The following is a 17196-nucleotide window of genomic DNA, read 5'->3' as shown; positions in this document are numbered from 1 at the left end:
AAATAAGTACGTTTTATAAAAAGGTGGCTATTATTAAGGTGTCTTAGCGATAAGCTAAGACAAAAATATATTAACTCCCGCTAAACGTTATACTTGTTTTGTCTATAATACTTTCACTTAGCGGTAAACTAGCGTTATTAATTCAAATGTAGAATGAAAGATAATGACTATTTATCAGTGAATTAGGTTATTGGTATAAATGTAGTCTTAAGTTGGTGGTGGTTTTTAATTTAATAAACGGAGGGATCTATTATGTTAAACTGGGCGCTTACTTTTTTAGTTGTTGCGACTGTTGCGGCAATATTTGGTTTTAGTGGTATCGCAGGTACAGCCGCAGGTATTGCAAAAACTATCTTTTTTATCTTCGTTGTGTTGTTGGTTATTTCATTAATCGCCAATGCAGTTCGTGGTAAATCACCAAAAATTTAGGGAAAAATTATGACTTTTATAAAAAAACTATCAATTTCACTTATTATATTTATTTCTATGTTCGGCTTAACAGCTTGTAGCGATAAAGAGGCAGAAGAAGCGGGTGAAAAAGTAGAAGAAACAGTTAAAGAAGCGGGTAAAATGACTCAAGGTGCGGGTGATAAAGTAAATGAAATGAAAGAAGATGCTAGTAAGGCTATTGACGCTGCAGGCGAAAAAGTGAATGAAATGAAAAAAGACGCAAGCAAAGCTATGGAAAATGCAGGCGAAAAAGTAGAAGAAATAAAGAAAGACGCTGGTAAGGTTATGGAAAACGCGGGCGAAAAAGTCAATGCCATGAAAGAAAGTGTCAGCAATAAATTTGGTGAAATGAAAAAAGATGCAGGTAACGCCATTGAAGATGCTTGTGAAAAAACAAAAGAGGGTGCAGATGCTAAAGATGACGGTTGTTAATTTATAATATCAGTTAAGTTATAAGTTTAATCTTATTATAAAACCCTCTTTTTAAAGGGTTTTTATTTGGCATTGTATTGTCAAAAAAATATTTAGCATGACACTGCAATATGTACGTTAGTTAATTCATCATAAATATTAGTTTAATGGCGTCATTTTAATTTTTAATGATAAGACTTTGCCATTAAAAGATATAAAGTAATCGTATGCAAAACTAAGCTAGGTTAACAATTCAAGATTATTGAAAATAAAGTCGTCTTTAATTTCAATAATCATATTATCATACTCTGTAAAAGAGAGTATTATAACCAAGTTATTATGCTATTTTGCAACTTTCAACTTTCAACTTTCAACTTTCAACTTTTGAACATTATTGGAATAAATAAGGAAGAAAAATTCCAATATTATCGCGGCTACAAAGTTAGTTCATAACTGCAAGTATTGATGGTCGATAATACCAACCATCAATACTTGCAGTTATGAATTATTAGAGATATTTAAAAATGCCAAATAATTCTAAAATTAAAATATTAGTGTGTGATGACGATGTCAATTCTCGGATGATTCTGCAAGAAATATTCGCCTGCGACAGTATAGAAGTATTAGAGGCTGAGGATGGCAAACGTGCTGTAGAGCAATTTGAAAAACACCAGCCAGCGCTAATTTTACTCGATGTATCTATGCCGATAATGAATGGTTTTGATGTGTGTGAACACATAAGATCTCTGGAAAGCGGACAGCATGTTCCGATCATTATGGTTACTGGATCGGATGATTTGGACTCTATTCATAAATCTTACTCGGCAGGTGCTACTGACTTTATCTCTAAACCTGTTAAATGGGAAATATTAGCACAGAGAGTAAGATATATTCTCCGTGCTAGCCAAGCCTTTGCGGACCAAATGTCACAAAGAAAAGAACTTCATAAACTGGCTTTTTATGATTCGTTAACAGGGCTGCCAAATAGGCTGTTGCTACTGAAAAATTTACAAAGCTTTATAGCCATGGCTCGTCGCAACGACTATCAAGCCGCAATCTTGTATATAGACCTCGATAGATTCAAAAGAATTAACGATACTATGGGACATAGTATTGGAGATAAACTACTGCGTAAAGTCGCTGATCGCCTACAAGAAAATATGCGAGAAAGCGATGTGTTTTCTCGGGGCAGCGCAGAACAATTAATAAGTAACGGTCAGTTATCGAGTTTTGGTGGTGACGAATTTACTATTTTCTTGAGTAAGTTGAGCAATTCAAGTGAAGCAATGCTGGTTGCTGAACGCGTGATTCAAAGCTTCATTAAACCTTTTAAGCTAGAGCAATATGAAGTTGTGATTACACCAAGCATTGGTATTTCTATTTTTCCAGACGACGGTGAGAATGCAGAGTCTTTACTTAAAAATGCCAATACGGCAATGTATTCGGCTAAAGAGGCTGGACGTAGCTGTTTCAAGTTTTATTGTGGTTCAATGAATGCAACAGCATCAAGTCGTCTACAGCTTGAACAAGACCTACGTGTGGCAATTAAGTCAGGTGAAATTGTACCATTTTATCAACCGCAAATTTGTGCTGAAACAGGTAAGATTGTTAGCGTTGAAGCATTAGCCAGATGGTTACCAGCACAAGGAGGTATTATTCCTCCTGATGAATTTATTCCAATTGCAGAAGAAACCGGCTTAATTCACGATTTAGGACTTTTAGTCTTAGAGCAGAGTTGTAAGCAGGCTAAACAATGGCTAGATAATGGTAACGAGGTAAGGATTGCGGTAAACGTATCTGCACACCAGTTTAGACAAATTAATTTTACTCAAACTGTTGCGCAAACACTAAAGCAATATAACTTACCGCCGTCGCTACTTGAGTTGGAGTTGACCGAGTCGGTCATTATGAGTGATGCTGAAGAAAATATTAAGCGCCTAATCGAATTGAAGAATTTAGGTGTTACATTGGCGGTTGACGACTTTGGCACAGGCTACTCCTCGTTAAGCTATCTGAAAAAATTCCCCATTGATACGCTTAAAATCGATCGGGCTTTTATGTGTGATGCTAATTCAGCACCTGACGATATTGCCATTGTAAAAGCCATTCTAGCGCTGGCTAAAAGTTTAAAGCTAGGCGTTATCGCGGAAGGTGTAGAAGAAGTGGAACAAATAGAAATATTAAAGCACAGCAAAAATTTACTGTTGCAAGGTTACTTATTTTCACGGCCATTGGCTGCAAAAAATATTACACCGCTGTTAAATCAGAACTTTACTCATCTTATGCAAAATTATTAATGACGAAATTACAACGCATCGGCACCTTAGCTTACGTAAAAAATAGTATCACGCTTTATATAGATAGTGACCTTGCAGCCAGTACTGTTTACACCAAGATGTTTCTGACTTTACAGTCGCAAGCTTCTGTTGCGGGTATACCGTTGAAAAAAATGGCGTTATCAAGTAATTGTGATAATCAGTCATCAATGCTTGTAGCATGTCAAAATACTGAGCATGCAGAGCAGCTTATAAAGCGTTTTAACCTCAATGTTCAACAAGTATATTGGCTACAAGAGCATCCGCAACTCACAGCCCAGACACAATTACTAAAAAATCATTGGTTTATTGACTGGTCAAATGAGCAAGCTTTGTTACCTATTTTATCTTTGTTAGCACGTAATAACGACATTTATAGCACTCAACAAGATAGCGAGCAGAAGTTTAATTTATTGACTAAATGTTTAGGAGAGTTGGTAGTAACGCTTAGTGCTGAAGGGAAAGTAACCGAACTTAATCCGGCGTTATCGGTAGTACTGGGTGATTCAAGCGCATCTGCAATAGGTAAAAATTTACTTTCGTGTATCAAAATCCCTTCTGATGCGGCCAAGGACCGTTTGCTAAATATCTTATCTGACCTTGAACCCACAGGTGCAATGACAAGGTTACCACCTTTCCCTATTGAGTTAGAAAATACCGTAATAATTGTCGATGGTTTTGTAGGTTCATTACGTAACCACGATAATTTACTTATTATGCGCCAAATCGCGATGTGGCAACGTCAGGAATGGGAAGAACAACAAAAATCGCACAATGAACCCGTAACTTTATTACTCATAAATCCTGATGAGTTCGCTAAATTTAATCAACAACATGGAAGTAAATTGGCCGACCAAGTCTTGGATGAAATTATGCTCAGTTTGACTGATTTATTACGTACAGCTGATTTTGTCAGTCGATATAGCGGTGTGGTTTTTGCGGCACATTTACCTGAGACCAATGAAAAACAAGGTCAAGCACTGGCCGCTCGAGTACGACAAATGTTAGTGAATAAGTCGTTTACTCAGAAAAAGTTGAAGCTAGACTTTAGTTTTGGCATAGCAACACTTGATGCTGAAGAACAGCTCGAAGAGCAATCGCCTTTAAAATTGTTTAGGCGAGCAAATACCGCCTTACAAGCCGCTCGCAGCATAGATGGCGATAAATCAGTCGGTTGGGAACCGCAGTTTGACGCTAACATTATTGCTAATCTTGATCACATAAGTGGTAAGTTTTCAGATGTGCCTAGAGATGACTTTAGGTTACTTTCACTGCAATGGGACTTAATTCGCTTAATTAGCACTACACATTCATTACAAGTTTTTTCAAAGCAAATTTGCCAAATGCTAACCGCAGGAATGCAATGCGAATATGTGGGTTTATATTTAGTTAAAAATCAAGAATTGATTCTGTCGTCTTGCAGTACATCTAAGCAAAATATGGATGTCGAAAGTGTACAAAACTGGGTTAGCACAAAAATACAACTTGCTAGCTTGAATAATTTAAGAGGTAAACCACTTAAGCCTTTCGCGGAATCTTGCCAAGCTATTATAGTGCCCCTGTTCACTCGTAACCAATGCTTGGGTATGATTTTATTACGTTGGCCGTTGAGCGAGCAAAATAATGCTGAAAAATATAGCACGCAATTACAGCAAGTCACCCCAAATTTAGCTGCTGCTATTGATCGTATTGTTCTACACGAAAATGACCAACGAAAAAAAGTGATCACTCATAGCACCATGGGTGATCAGCATGAATTACTTTTTGAATCTGCTGCTATGCGTACCGTAATGCAGGAGGTACAGTTAGTGGCGCCTACCGACGCCTCTGTGTTGATTACTGGTGAGTCAGGTACAGGTAAAGAGCTCATCGCACGACAAATACATAATCATAGCGCGTTAATAGAAAAGCCTTTTATTACTGTAGATTGCAGTACCATAGTTGAACATTTAATAGAAAGTGAGTTATTTGGTCATAGAAAAGGCGCCTTTACCGGTGCGACCAGTGATCAACCGGGCCTGATTGCACAAGCTGACGGTGGGACATTATTTTTAGACGAAGTCGGAGAACTACCGCTTGATATACAATCAAAGCTTTTGCGATTTGTACAAGAAAAAACCTATGTCGCGGTTGGGGATCAACGTGTGCGTAAAGTCGATGTTAGACTGGTATTAGCCACTAACCGTAATTTATTAGCTGAAGTTACTATGGGGCGATTCCGTTCAGACCTTTATTATCGTATTAATGGTTTTACCATCAATCTGCCACCTCTGCATAAACGAGGCGATGATACATTGTTACTTTGTCGTCATTTTTTAGCTAAATTTAGCCAACAATATAAAAAAGAAATTATTGATTTTACCCCAGCAGCAATAAACATTTTGCAAGGCTATTCATGGCCAGGCAATATCAGAGAGCTGCGAAACGCGATAATGCGGGCCGTTATACTTTGCGAGCGAAAATTAATTGACAGTCCACATTTGGATTTCCAACAGCAAGGTGATATTAAAGCATCCGCAGCACATCTGCTTTTGCCTGAGAATGAGGCGTTTACTGATGAAACGAAAGTAAACATGGCGCAATTTTCAGATATATCGATATTACTTAGTCAACTAGTGACAATAGCGCTACAGCAAGCGCGTTTATTTCCAGTCAGTGCTTGGTTGGAGCTGCGGTGGTTAACGGTATGTTTAGTTAAATGGGGCAGCCTGTATCAAGTAGCTTTGCAATTAGACCAGTCTGAATCAACATTGCGACGTCGCTTTACTAAGCTCAATGGATTAGATCTCAAGCTTTCTCAACTGGATGAATTAGCGATTGAATGCGACATAATATTAGGACAACTGCTAACAGGAAACACTAATACTTTGCTTTGGTCTAAAATTGAGATGACATTACATCAAATTGTAATAAAAAAAGAGATCAGCCAACAGAAAAAAGCACAATTACTCAATGTAACTCAGCCTACATTACGTAAAATTTTGCAACAGTTGCTAATTTCATAAAAAGCTATACTTGTTACTTAGGTTAGCACTTAGTACTCGCTTTTTACCTATAGCAAGTTAATAGCAAAAAACTGGAATGTAATTGAATTAATGCTAGGGAATTCAATTGCTTAATTTTTATTTTCCTAGTTAAATATTATACTTAGCTTGGAACCTAGAGAAACTTAGCCTGCATTGCTGTCGAGTAGTCGCCATGCTCTTCATCAAAGTCTGCCGAGTAATATGAACTTGATTCTAAGTCTCATCAGTTTATTCCCACTCAGCATAATTTTAATTATAGCCTCAATTAAGCTTGTCTAAATGTCTCCAGCTTCTCACAGCTCATAATATAAGTAGCCTGTATTTTCTGCGCTATAATATGAATATCTGCAGTCAGGTTTTGCTTTGTATTCGCTTCTAAATTTTTGCACAACTCATACAGCGCTTTTGCTCCAGCATTTCCTGACATGGATTGTAGGGCATGGGCAATGTCAATTACCTTATTTAAATCTACTTGTTCACTTTTTAGCTGTGCTAGTAACTGTTGAATCAAGTTGTCAGCTTCCTGGGTAAATCCATCTAAGACCCGATTATAGAGCTTACTCTTATTAGCATCGCCAATTTTTAAAAGCGTATTGATAGTGTCCATGTCAATTAACTCAGCTTCTGCATTAACTTCATTTTCAATGTCTTTACTACTTAATGCTACAAGGTCATCTGAGCCATTCTTTGGGATCGATACATGCTGTATATGTAATTCGCCTGTACTACCGTGATCACTTACCGATGGATGACTAGGCGCTTCTAGGTAGTGTAGAAGTGTTTGTTCAAGTTCTCGCAATAAAAATGGCTTGGTCATAACACCATTCATGCCTGAATCTAAACATTGTTGGCGTAAGTCATCACCCATACCAGCTGTTAGAGCTACAATAGGAATATTTGGCCAGTTTTTTCTTATGGCAACCGTTGCTTCATAACCGTCCATAATTGGCATTTGGCAATCCATTAAGACTAAATCAGGTTGTCTTAAGTTCACTTGCTCGACGGCTTCCGCACCGTTGTCTGCTAGCCATACTTCACAACCTAGCATTCTGAGCATGCTTGTTGCTACTTCTTGGTTAGTTAAGCTGTCTTCTACCACCAAAATATTGGCAACAAATATCTGATGATTACGGTGGTTGTTTTTACCTGTTTGTTGCTCATGGGTTTTGATTCCCAAGGTTCTATATAAAGTGTTTATCAGGTCATTAAAATGTACTGGCAAATGTAAAATATTGCGTTTGTCATTTTCCTGCCATTGTGAAGAAGGTAATAAGCAGATCCAGTTTGCAAGTGGAATACCCGCGTTAGTAATTGCAGTTTCGTGCTCTGAAAGGCTAATCCAAAGACCATTTTTAGCAGAAGCCAATTGAGCATTAACCCGTTTTACGTGTACTGATTTAATGCCTGATTTTAACAATATATTGGCAACTGAAGTGCCTAAACCGTCATTAAGATTGATCAAATGAACCGTTGGACAATCCGCTATTGGTTCATATTCGATTTCCGAGTTATCCACTGTCGGTAAATCGAATATGAAGCTAAAACGGCTGCCTTTTCCTAGATTCGATTGCACACTAATATTACCACCCATTAAGGTAGATATTTGTCGACAGATAGCTAATCCAAGGCCTGTGCCACCATATTTTCTCTTGGTGGAGGCGTCTGCTTGTGTAAACATTTCAAATACTTTTTGTTGGCGATCTGGTGCCATACCAATACCGGTATCTTCGACACTAATTTCAAAACGACTAAATTGTGTCTCGTTGACTTGTTGACTAGCTTGCGTTTTGTAGCATGGAATGCGCTTAATACTGACATTAACTTCGCCACGCTCAGTAAACTTAATAGCATTACTGGTTAAATTGGCAATGATTTGGCGCAATCTCTCTGGGTCGGCATATACATAAGGTAATGACTCTGGGGCTAGGATGGCATTGATATGCAGTCCTTTATTGTATGCAGATTCACTGAATAAATCACATACTTCCTCTACTATCGTTTCTAGGTCGACTGGTACCGACTCTAGGGTCGTTTTACCTGTTTCTAATTTAGAGAAGTCTAGGATGTTATTTAGCAGATCAAGTAGCAAGATACCTGAGCGATAGACCAATTGCGCAAAATGTTGTTGTTTGGGTTTTAGATCTGAATTTAACAAAACTTCGGTCATGCCCAGTACGCCGTTCATCGGTGTGCGTATTTCATGACTCATAATGGCTAAGAAATCACTTTTCTCTTTGCTGGCTTTGTCGGTTTCTTCCATGCTAGTTTCAAGCTGTGCATTGGCATGGCGTAGCTCTTTGGTACGTTCTTCGACTTTTTCTTCTAGTTTTATTAGCTGCTGCATTTCACGTAGCCGCTTTTGTCGATATCGCCAAATGAAATAAAGTAGCATCAAAATCACTGCTAGGGAGTACAAACTATACGCCGAAAAGGTTTTCCAAGGTGGTGGTAATACCGTGATCGGCAGTGATACACCAACAGTATTCCATAATCCTTGGTTGTTACTGGCTTGAACTCTAAGGGTAAAATCGCCAGCAGGTAGGTTAGTAAATGTTGCCAGTCGCCTGTTCCCAAGATCGATCCAATTTGAGTCAAGCCCTTCTAATTGGTATCTATATTGATTTAAACTGGGTGCATTATAGTCAAGTGCAGCAAACTCAAATGAGATAAAATAGTCTTTGTAATCCAATTCCAAATGTTTAAGCTCTTGGTAAGGTACATCGAACCATACTTGTTCATTGAGTTTTTTAATTCTGACAAGTACCACAGGTGGGATTGTTTTACTGTCTTTAATGTCATTAGGATTAAAGCGTATAACGCCAGCATTACCACCAAAATACATATTTCCTTTGCTGTCCTTAAAACCTGCAGCAAAGCTGAAATCACTTTCCTTTAAGCCTTGATAACTATTAAAATGTCGCATCTCCCCGGATTGTTTATTTAATCTTGTTAAGCCGGCTGTACTGCTGAGCCATAGATGGCCATTATCGTCGTCCAAAATTGCATATATATGGCTGCTGGGTAGCCCACTTAAACTGTCGTAATGGCTAAAATTATTATTTAAATTAGTAATGTCTTGAGGTAACCATTTATTGAGCCCTCCGCCTTGGGTGCCTACCCATAACTGCGCTTTGTTATCTTGATAAAAGGCCCAAGCCATGGGCGCAGACAAACTATCTAGGTTACCTGGTTGATGCTCAATATGATCAAAATCCAAGCTAATAGGGTCAAGTAAATTAATGCCATCTGTAGTGCCGACGACTATTTTACCATTGGACAGCTGATACACTGCTAAAATATAATCACTATTGAGACTTCTGGGGTTATTCTCATTATGGCGAAAATGAATAAATTTCTCGCTACCGACCGGGAGATAATTTAAACCACCACCAAAGGTACCAACCCAAATATTATCTGCTTTGTCTTGGAATATACTAATAACACCATTAAAACTTAAACTTTGAGGATCCTTAGGCTCGTTTACATAGTATTTAATTTGCTCAGTATCGACATCGAGTTTACCTAAGCCAGCACCGCGGGTGCCAAACCATAAGATATTATCGTCACCGTGCACGACCATGACTCTGTCATCAGCTAATGCAGGAACACTGTCTTTATTAATAATTTGTTGTACTTCACCATCGCTATTTAAACGTGTTAAGCCAGCATAAGTGGCAACCCAAATTGCGGACTCTTTTTCCGACGATATGGTTTCAGTAATTCCCAAGATATGATTACTGGCCAAGCCTGTATCAATATGTTGAAAAGGTACTTCTATACTTTTACTTAGGCCATTAAAGGTACCAAACCACATTAACCCTGTTGGGTCTTGTAATATGGACAGAACCATATTGCTACTTAAGCCATCTTCTGTTTTAAAGGAGCTAAATTTGTTTTGCTCGTTCCATATGGCGACACCTTTATCTGTTCCGATCCAAATACGTTGGTCTTGATCTTGAAATACTGTGTATACGTGATTGGATGGTAAACTGTTTTTTTGATTTTCTTCATGCTGCCAAGCAGTAAATGTTAGTCTTTGCGGATCAGCAACAGCAACACCATTATCGGCACTAGTAACCCATAAGCGTTGTTGTCCATCGATAAATAAATTGGTCAAACGATCACTAAAAAATGGTGTGTCTGAACCAGTATAAAAACGTTCTAGTTTTTTAGTCTTTTTATTCAGTTTTAGTAGTCCATTTCCATCAGTGGCTAACCAAATAAAGTTAGCTTCTTCAACAAACGCACTGATAAATATGTTTTTATCGAACTCAGGGAGTAAAGCTTGGGTATTGAAATGTTCAAAAGTCATTTTATCAGGTTGAAAACGACTAAAATTACCATTGTTATAACCTAGCCAAATATCACCACTTTCAGCTAACATCATACTCATGATGTGATTAGATAAAGGCGCAGTGTTAACAAATGCATCACTTTTCAATGTTATAAAAGATTGCTTAGCCGCGTCAAATAAGTTCAACCCACCGCCGTCAGTAGCTATCCATAAACGTTTGTTATTATCTTCTATTACTGCTCGAACATTGTCGGAACTCAGCGAGTCAGGTTTGCGGGGATCATGGACAAACTTTACTAGTTCATAGCCGTCGTATCGAGCTAGCCCTTCTTGAGTGACAATCCATAAATACCCTGTACTGTCTTGAAAGACTTGCCGAATGCTTTTTTGGGAGAGTTGTTGATTAAGTGCTGCGGGGGTAAAAATAAAATTAGCTTTTTGTTCAGCATGCAGCTTGAAACTAAAAAATAATAATATTAGCAGGCAATAAATAGTGTTTTTTAACATACTTGAATTACATATATTTTAATTTAGAAATAGACTAACCCAAAGCGTGTAAAACACCAAACCTTAGACTTACTTACAGTTAATTTTTTACAGTAATATAAACCGACTACGAGTTATGGCTATTGAAAAAATTGATGAAAATTGGTCGGTTGAAATTAAGTGCAGTAATACACTTTTCATTTCTTAAAATCAAATTATGCCCGTTATAACCTAAGGAAATACTTAGTTCATAACAAGCATAATTTAATGATTTATTTCTTATTCATTAATTGCAAAGTTTTCTTGGTTCAATTGAGCTTCGCGCCAAGCAAAACCCTCACGCCATGCAAAACCTTCACGCCATGCAAAACCTTCTTCCCAAACTTCAAAGTCGTAGTCTTGAATGTAGTAGTTACCATCGGCGTCTTGACGCGCAGCGCCCATATAATGTTGTTCACCACTCAAGTCAGCTGCGACATCCATGCCATTATTAGCACAACCCTTGGCTGTTGATTCAACCGCATTTTTCGCATTTACACGGCCTGCCCCTTGATAAAAAGGACTATAAGCAAGTGCACCGTCTGGTGATTGTGCCATGGTAGTACTGCCTAATAGCCGACATTTAACATCGTCAGCACTTAGGTTAGGGTTATTTTGTAGCATTAATGCGACTATGCCGGTTACGACACCCGAAGACTGTGAAGTACCTGACATCATGTATCGGTCTTTAGCCATTAAGTATTGAGGAAATTTAATGGCAGTTTGCATTGTTGAATTACCTAGACTGAACATATGGCCACCTGGAGCGACTAAGTCAGGCTTGATAAAGGCGTCATGCGTTGGACCCTGAGATGAAAATGACAACATTTCATCATCACTGGTGTCTAGTGTATTTTTATCGCTGATGCCACCAACGCTTATGACATAAGGTACGTTAGCAGGAACGCCAACTGTCATGGCGCTAGGGCCAGTATTACCGACAGATGTTACTACCACTATGTCTTTTGCCCATAATGCCATAACCGCTTGGTTTAGTGGATCTTGCCAATAACTTGAACGGGGCTGCGCACCGAATGACATGTTAACAACACGAATATTTAACGCTTTGTGATTATCAGCAATATATTGTAAGCCACGAATAGCATCTGCATAGGTACTGTGACCGTCTGGATGAATAGCTTTTACCACCACTAAGTTAGCGTCAGGTGCGACACCTTGATAGTGACTAGTCATTTGACCATACTCAACCGCCCGATCGCTGTTAGCAATAATGCTAGTTACGTGAGTACCATGAATATTTTCATCGGTCATTTTATGAGGCGAAACTTCAGTGCCGTTTATAGCGTCGTATGCTGCTTTGATTCTAGATTGGTTCGAAGTATTGCGGTTTAATGCTTTGTGAGCACCCCAAAGACCACTGTCGACTACGGCTACAGTAACGTTTTTACCAGTAATTCCCATTTTGTGTAATGCATCTGCACCAATAACATTGACGTAATAAGTGTTGCTGTCACCATCAATACTTTGAGTTTCGTAACCTTCTGCAAGTTTACGGTCACAATTTTCAGCGAAACCCACAGCCATCGAAAAATCGTTGTGCATGTAACTATCAGTACCATTATTTGTAAAAGCTAATTCAACCGTCGCATCTTCATAAGCCTCTAAAAATGCAGTGGCAGGAATATCCGTGGCATTAAGTACTAACTCGCCATTTTGATCTGCTATTACGCTAACAAATACAGGAAGACCATTGATTTTAAGTGTACGTATATTGCCTAATCCTGGAGGCCAATTAAAGGTCATTTTATTGAAATTGACTTTTTGGTCTTTGGCATTATAAATATTCCAGCGGATTTTGTTAGCTGACATTTCAACAACATGGCTGCCGTAAACTTTACAGTTATCGAGTGCACTGGCGCTAAAAACTGCTTCGTTTTTAATGATGGTAATAACGTCTTCATATAATTTTAAAGTCGCTAACTCGTTATCACTTACGTTTACAGCAAGTCCGTTAATTAATGACAGTTCGTGAGTGATAATTCCACCTACACTACCAATAATATTCTTAACACTTAAAAGATCATCACCTTGAATGATCACTTCATTGTGGCGTTCAACCAGGGGATCTAATAAAGTTTTAGCACTGTGTGCGGAGAAAGGTATTGCTGAAATACTTAACATTCCAGCTAACAGCATGGCACTCTTATGAATATATTTTAGCTTCATATGTCGTTTTCCTAAATATCTATATCTTTTACGTATTACCATTAGCGATGCAAATTTCGAGCCACAAACCAAGTGGCTGATTTTATGTGTTTTAATTTAATTTGAAATAAATGACATGTTTAAATTGAAGTTAGTGAGGGTAATTGTTGAATGTTTACAGTAATAATTTACATTCATTTATTTCAAATAAGAGGTGGTTTATTGTTTTTGTTATTTAAATCATGTTGCTAGTAAATTAATATCCCTATCATGTCGAGTGAAAATATCGGATGAAATTTTAAATACACTTTTAGCCACTATAATTATAAAGCTCATTAAGTATGTAAGTTGATGAAGTAATTAATATAAAAATATTCTAAATAGAGTTTTTAATTATTTTGGAATAAACACCTCACGTCATCCGTTATCTCAGTGTCATTAACATAAATATAAACAGACATTAGAGGAAGTAAACATGACTAAATTAAATAAAATAGCACAAGTATTAGTATTAAGCGGCATGAGTTGTTGGGTAAGTATCGCGCAAGCTACTGATATTGAAATTAGCCAAAGCACCAAGATAAACCAACAAACTCAGGCATCTCAGCAAGTTGACTCAGCAGATAATGCTACACAAATATCGACACAATCAGACACCTCAGCTCAGAGCGATAGCCAAGTTAAGGCGAATAGTGAAGAAGAGAACACAGTAGAGAACGCAGCAGAGTCTGCACCAAGCGAATCAACAGCACAGTCGTCAAGTAACACAGGGAATGTTGGCACAGCGCAAGCCTTTGATAACAATAGTCAGTCAATAACTGGCTTATCAAATGACGCGGGTAAAAACATCAATGTCACTTCAGCTACAGCAGCAACCTTGACTCAGTCACTTAGCCAAGTGACAAGCACAGAGTTTCCAACGCTAGCTAAAAGTAATACACCTGAAAACTCTGCAACAGTGCCTGAAACAGGGTCTGAAGCAGCTGTGCCGAGTGAAGCCATGCCAGCGCCTGAAAGTATTGTGTTGAATCCTACGCTTGATAGTGCAAGGTCTTTTACTAACACTTCACAAGTAACGCAGCAACTCATTTTACAGCCTTCTGAGCAATTCTCTTTGCAAGAAATGGCTAATGTTGAAAACATTAGTGCATTAGATACTGCATCAAGCTTGAGTCAGTCACTTAGCCAAGTGACAAGCGCAGAGTTTCCAGCGCTAGCAGAAAGTGCTGCACCAGAAGGGTCTGAAGTAGGGTCTGAAGAAGCTATGCCGAGTGAAACCATGCCAGCACCTGAAAATGTTGCCTTGAATCCTACGCTTGATAGCGCAAGGTCTTTTGCTAACACTTCGCAAATAACTCAGCAACTTTCCCTACAAGAAATGGCTAATGTTCAAAACATCACCGCATTAGATGCGGCAGCACAAACCTCGCAAGCGCTTGAACAAACGATTAATGCCAATGTTGAAGATGCAATCACCTCAAGTACGCAAAGTGCTATCAGTGAAAACGTTAATACGCAAATTACCAGTGCGGTTACTGAGCAAATTAACACCGAGTTGGCGGCTGCAACCGCTGCTGAAGTGGTTAGTACCTTAACAAGCGATTTAGCGTTAGCTTGGTAATTGTTGCCATGTTGAATGTGCCAGTAGCTCTGGCGCTTTTTTTTATTTGAGGTAGTTAAGATGAAATATATATTAAGTGGTTTAAGCTGTGGTTTAAGTTGTGTTTTAAGTCTACATTTAATGGCGGCAACATCAGAGCCTATGACGGTTAACGGCGAAGTTTCTTTAGGTCTAATTAGTCATTCAGCACTGAGTGTTGATGAGCTTGATGAGGTTTCTTCACAGGGAGATAGTGGCCTGCAAAAAACAGCAGCAGTTACTGGTTTATGGAAAGTTAATGATAAAGCGAAAATAAGCGCGGCATATCGTTATAATGAAAAAGACTATAATGAGTTTGATGCCTTCGACCTAACTTTACATCAAGTCAGTCTTGATGCTAGTTATCAATGGCGTAAAAAAGATTTAGGCCTACGTTATGATGGGGCTAAGGCCCAATTAGCTGGCGATAGCTTTTTAACCTTTCACCAAGCCAGTATTTACTTAGGCACTTTTCTTCAACCACAAACTTTTTTACGTACCAGTGCAAAAATTAAAAGTAAAAAATTTGCCGAGATCACTAGCCGTAATGCCGACGCTTTTGGCGCCAGTGCTGAGCTGTTCCACTTTCTTAACGACGGTGACACTATGTTTATGCTCGGCGTGAGTGCGGATAAGGAAACGGCTATAGACCCTGAGTTTAATTATAGCGGTTATGGGTTGAGCACTAAGCTTTCGCAAAATTTTACATTATTTGGTTTAGCGCAAAAAGCCGCCATAGGCTGGCGTTTTCAATCGAAAGATTATCAAACTTATCGTCATGAGGATATGGACAGTCAGCTTGAGTCAAAGGCAGATGAACATAGAAACATTTTTCACGCGCAATGGCAGTTAGACTTCAATAAACACCTCGCGTTGGTCAGTAACCTTGAATATGGCGATTACCGTTCACAACTTGATAGCCAAACGTACAGCCAAACCCTCTCTTCATTGTCTATTAAAGCGCAATTTTAAGGTCTAAAGATCGCGCCCACACCATAAATAGGGTCCTTACCTTCAGGGCCCAAATCTACCGCTAGATCATTGAGTTTACCTAATAAATCCTGCTTATTCTTACCATAAGTTAGCGCTAAACAGGCTAAGGTTGCTGTAACATAAGGGGCAGCAATCGATGTGCCTGACTCCCGGCCCACACCTTGGCCACTTTGCGCTGTGAGTACATTCACCCCTAACGCTGAGTAATCGACATAGTCACCTCTATTTGACCAACGATACGGTTGTTGATATTTGTCTATCGCACTGACCGCGATAACCTCTTGATAAGCGGCAGGATACATAGGTGGAGCTGCCGGCCCTTCATTACCCGCAGCGGCGATAACGATGGCACCTTTTGCAATAGCGGCGCTTAGTACACTCTGCAAAATTTGATTGTCTGGTCCCGCTAAACTCATATTAATCACAGGAACGTTTTGTTCTAACAGCCAGTTTACGCCAGCGATGATGGCTGACAGCGTTGCGCCTTGGGCATAGTCTGACTGCTGATAAAATACTTGCGCGGAATATATTTTACCTTGCGGTAACAGTGGCAACAGTTGTGTGGTTTTGCCAACTAATAAACTGGCAATCACGGTACCGTGTTGCAACGAAGCAGATAAATCATCAGGTAAAAAAGATTTCGCAGTAATATCGGCGTGTTTAAAAGCCTTATGTTTGGTATCAATTGCGCTATCAACCAGACCCACTTTTACCGCTAATTCGCAAGCCGGATTAACGCGGCTTAGTGGCGATACTTTTTCTTTGGCGATGTGATGACGGCTTAAATTTTCATCTACCCGCTGACTTTTTTGACTTTGTGTTTGATACATATGGTTTCTCGCTAAACTTAGCGTGGCTTGCGTTGAGAGTATCTGGCTTAACGCTTGCTTTGAGTCTAAAGCTTTGGGCACATTAAAACGCAGCAGTGCCATAGCCAAACCCGTATAACGCGACTCGGTAATAATCAGCGCGCCATGCTCAACTAAGCGTTTTTTACTGCTATCGTCGGCTAATAGTAGCCATTGTCGCTGAACAGCTCGCCAACCACCTTCTACTTCGACATCAAGCCACAGATTTTTACCTGCGCTGGTGGTTATCGCTAAAGTGGCAGGTAAAGCGTTAAGTTGCTCAGTGCTAACCTTGTTAATGTCGGGTAAGTCACTTAATTCAAAAGGAGCTAGTATCGGCGGTCTATCGAGTTGTCGGGTAATATCGCGGGCGGTGCGCTCTATGGTATTAATTTGTCCTAAAACACCGCCTGTGGGCAATTGTTGGGCAGATGATAAGGTACTAAAAACAGCAATAAATATGGCGGTAAAAGCTAAGGTTTTCATGTTAATCTTGAGCCTCAAAAATAAGCGTGTAGTTAATAAAACG

At 39.0% G+C, this 17196-nt stretch carries 9 protein-coding genes; 6 read left to right on the top strand and 3 right to left on the bottom strand.

Annotated features, from left to right (window positions below):
- The first annotated feature begins 252 nt into the window (after positions 1–252).
- The 4 genes from H4J59_RS17395 to H4J59_RS17380 all read left to right on the top strand — a co-directional run bounded on the left by H4J59_RS17395 (position 253) and on the right by H4J59_RS17380 (position 6181).
- Complete coding sequence (locus H4J59_RS17395; RefSeq protein ID WP_182241264.1) at positions 253–429, top strand: DUF1328 domain-containing protein; 177 nt, start codon at positions 253–255, stop codon at positions 427–429.
- Positions 430–438: 9 nt separating this feature from the next.
- Positions 439–882 carry a hypothetical protein gene (locus H4J59_RS17390; RefSeq protein WP_182241263.1) on the top strand — a complete coding sequence of 148 codons (444 nt, stop codon included), beginning with the start codon at positions 439–441 and terminating at the stop codon, positions 880–882.
- A 503-nt stretch (positions 883–1385) separates the two neighbouring features.
- A complete protein-coding gene (locus H4J59_RS17385; RefSeq protein ID WP_182241262.1) occupies positions 1386–3158 on the top strand; it encodes an EAL domain-containing protein in 1773 nt (590 codons plus the stop codon).
- Positions 3158–6181: a sigma 54-interacting transcriptional regulator gene (locus H4J59_RS17380; protein WP_182241261.1), complete on the top strand. Its 3024-nt coding sequence runs from the start codon at positions 3158–3160 to the stop codon at positions 6179–6181. The genes H4J59_RS17385 and H4J59_RS17380 overlap by 1 nt, the downstream gene beginning before the upstream one ends.
- A gap of 286 nt (positions 6182–6467) precedes the next feature.
- Here H4J59_RS17380 and H4J59_RS17375 read toward each other — a convergent pair whose 3' ends face one another.
- The gene (locus H4J59_RS17375; protein WP_182241260.1) at positions 6468–11003 is read right to left on the bottom strand and encodes a hybrid sensor histidine kinase/response regulator; all 4536 of its coding nucleotides are present in this window, start codon (positions 11001–11003) and stop codon (positions 6468–6470) included.
- 258 nt (positions 11004–11261) lie between these two features.
- Positions 11262–13208, bottom strand: coding sequence for a S8 family peptidase (locus tag H4J59_RS17370; RefSeq protein ID WP_182241259.1), 1947 nt, complete (start codon positions 13206–13208; stop codon positions 11262–11264).
- 454 nt (positions 13209–13662) lie between these two features.
- On the opposite strand from H4J59_RS17370, the gene H4J59_RS17365 reads away from it, so the two are divergent.
- Together H4J59_RS17365 and H4J59_RS17360 are read left to right on the top strand one after the other, a co-directional pair.
- Complete coding sequence (locus H4J59_RS17365) at positions 13663–14808, top strand: hypothetical protein (RefSeq protein ID WP_182241258.1); 1146 nt, start codon at positions 13663–13665, stop codon at positions 14806–14808.
- Between the two features lie 60 nt (positions 14809–14868).
- Positions 14869–15798, top strand: a complete 930-nt coding sequence (locus H4J59_RS17360; protein ID WP_182241257.1) for a hypothetical protein — start codon at positions 14869–14871, stop codon at positions 15796–15798.
- Here the strand turns inward: H4J59_RS17360 and H4J59_RS17355 are convergent.
- Entirely contained in the window at positions 15795–17153 is a 1359-nt protein-coding gene (locus tag H4J59_RS17355) for a S8 family serine peptidase (protein WP_182241256.1), read from the bottom strand. The genes H4J59_RS17360 and H4J59_RS17355 overlap by 4 nt on opposite strands.
- Between the last annotated feature and the right edge of the window lie 43 nt (positions 17154–17196).

Source organism: Colwellia sp. MB02u-10 (assembly GCF_014077185.1).
Lineage (GTDB): Bacteria > Pseudomonadota > Gammaproteobacteria > Enterobacterales > Alteromonadaceae > Cognaticolwellia.
Note: the sequence above shows the minus strand (reverse complement) of the source record. Positions and strands in the feature narration are given on the sequence as shown.